This is a genomic window from Arthrobacter sp. Soil736 (genome assembly GCF_001428005.1).
GTDB lineage: Bacteria > Actinomycetota > Actinomycetes > Actinomycetales > Micrococcaceae > Arthrobacter.
In genome coordinates, this window is sequence record NZ_LMSB01000064.1 from 1 (window position 1) to 2119 (window position 2119).

The window sequence follows — 2119 nt, forward strand, 5'->3', positions numbered from 1 at the left end:
GCCATGGGATCGAAGGTCTACGCCAAGGGCGGCGTCCTGGTCCCGAGCGAGCACCACATCGGCGCCTTCCACGACTGGGTCCAGGAGAAAGTGGGGGACGTCAGTCCCGCTCAGTAAGAGTCCTGCTTTCCGCTGGTTGAGCCCGTCGAAACCGCTTGTCTCGGCGGGCTCAAGCGGCGTTACCGCCGGGTGTAGCCCATGTTCGCACTGATCTGGAGCCCGGCCTGCTTCAGTGCCTCCAGGAGCCCCGGCGTCTGCTCCGGATCAAACCGGAAGGCCGGCCCGGAAATGCTGACGGAGCCGATCACGGATCCCACGTGGTTATAGACCGGCACCGCCATGGCGTTCAGCCCGATCTCGAACTCTTCCCGAACGAAGGCGTAGCCGTTGCGGGCGACGTCCAGAAGCTGGTTTTCCAGCTTGTCCCTTTTGATGATGGTGCGGGGAGTCCGGGCCGCCAGCCCTGTCTCCTTCATAATTCTGTCCCGGTCTTCGGCAGACAGGGCTGCCAGCAGGATCTTCCCACTCGACGTAGCGTGAAGCGGCGTCAGGCTGCCCACCCAGTCGTAGGTTGCCAAAGTGGAGGGGCCCATGGCCTGGTCCACATTGACGGCATAGTTGGAGCGCAGGACGGCTAGATTCACCGTCTCCTTGTATTCTTCGGCCAGGCTTTCCAGCACGGGGCGGGCCTCACGCACCAGGCTGAGCCGCCCCGGAATGGAGCTTGCGAGCCTCAGAATGCCAAAGCCCAACTGGTACTTTCCGCGTTCACTGTTTTGATGAACCATTTCCCTGTTCACCAGGGAGCCCAGCAAACGGGACACCGTGGACTTGTGGATGCCCATTTCCTCGGCAATTTCGCTCACCCCGGCATGGCCGTCCCGCGCCAGGATTTCCAGGACTGCAAGAGCCCGGTCCACTGACTGGACGCCTCCGTGTTGGCCCCCGTCCGCCTCAACGTCAGTTTCCTGGTCATTCTTTGAAGCCATGATCCATACTCTCAAGTAGTTTCTGCGGCTTGCTTACCGGCCACAAGGCCGCCTGAATCGACCTCCCAATCAGTTGCACACTTTCGATCCTATGCCGGGACATGTGACGGGGATGACATTGCGCTACGTGCGTCCCGCGCAGGGAGGCCTGTCTGCAGGAACTAAAGCACCTTCCGGATGGTTTCTTCGAAGCTCTCGACGTGGTGCAGGGCGAGCCCGCCTGCCTTGTCGGCGTCGCCTTCTGCAATCGCCTGGAGCAGCTCCACGTGCTCCCTGACGTGGCCGCTCACCAGGGGACCTTGTCCAGGACGAGGCACCAGATGCGCGTCGCGAGGTTGTCGTAGCGGATCAGGGTGTCTACCAGGTGCGGATTGGCCGCTGCCCGGTAGATCAGGCAGCGCACTGTCAGGTCATAGCGCATCAGGTCACGGGCGTCCGCGGGGCTTAAGTCCAGGCGTGCAATCTTGCCGGCAACGTCAAGGAGTTCCTGCCGCAATGCGGTGCTGGCCCTCTTGGCTGCGTGCCGTGCCGCCAACGGTTCCAGGAGCTGGCGGATTTCTGACACGTCCGCGAGTTCCGTGAAGTCCGCACTGGTGGCGAAGGTCCCCCGCCGCGGATACGAAACCACCAGATGGTCAGTCTCCAGGCGCTTGATGGCCTCCCGCACCGGTGTCCCCCCGAAACCCAGGAACGGGCGGGGCTCTTTCGTGGCAATGAAGCCCTGTGCGGTCATCGGTCATCCTCCAGGTAGGCACGGAGTTTTCGGGCGCTTTCTTGGTTGACCGGCCGGTTCCGGGGCGGGAGTGCGTTTTTGCGATGACAGTTCCGGCAGATGTTGGGCGACGATGGCGATTCGTCGGTTGATCTGTCCTCTGAGTTCACGGCGGTGGGTTGAGCGTGCTGCCTGAACATGCTCGGTCCGAGTGCTGCGTCAGCGCTCCGTCAGAAAGATTGCCCTCCCCGGGTTCGGCTCGTGGGTGCTGACACATGCTGGATGCGGCTGAAGCGGGGCAAAAAGGAAGTGTGGACAGTAATGATGGAATTGGCTGTGTTGCGGTGTGGCTCTAAGTGTTGCTGACGCCCCCTTTGGGTTTGTCTTTACATTGATCTGTCCACGGCAACACAGCTGC

1 protein-coding gene and 1 pseudogene are annotated in these 2119 nt (G+C 61.9%); both read right to left on the bottom strand.

Annotated elements, in window-relative coordinates; all coding sequences use genetic code 11:
• Positions 1 to 179: 179 nt before the first annotated feature.
• Positions 180 to 989, bottom strand: coding sequence for an IclR family transcriptional regulator (locus tag ASG92_RS24645; protein ID WP_056634890.1), 810 nt, complete (start codon positions 987 to 989; stop codon positions 180 to 182).
• A gap of 161 nt (positions 990 to 1150) precedes the next feature.
• Positions 1151 to 1677, bottom strand: a pseudogene (locus ASG92_RS24650) (GntR family transcriptional regulator); the annotation flags it as partial.
• Between the last annotated feature and the right edge of the window lie 442 nt (positions 1678 to 2119).

Coding starts and splice junctions, on each gene's coding strand:
- ASG92_RS24645 (WP_056634890.1), bottom strand. CDS start 989: ATGGCTTCAAAGAATGACCAGGAAACTGACGTTGAGGCGGACGGGGGC.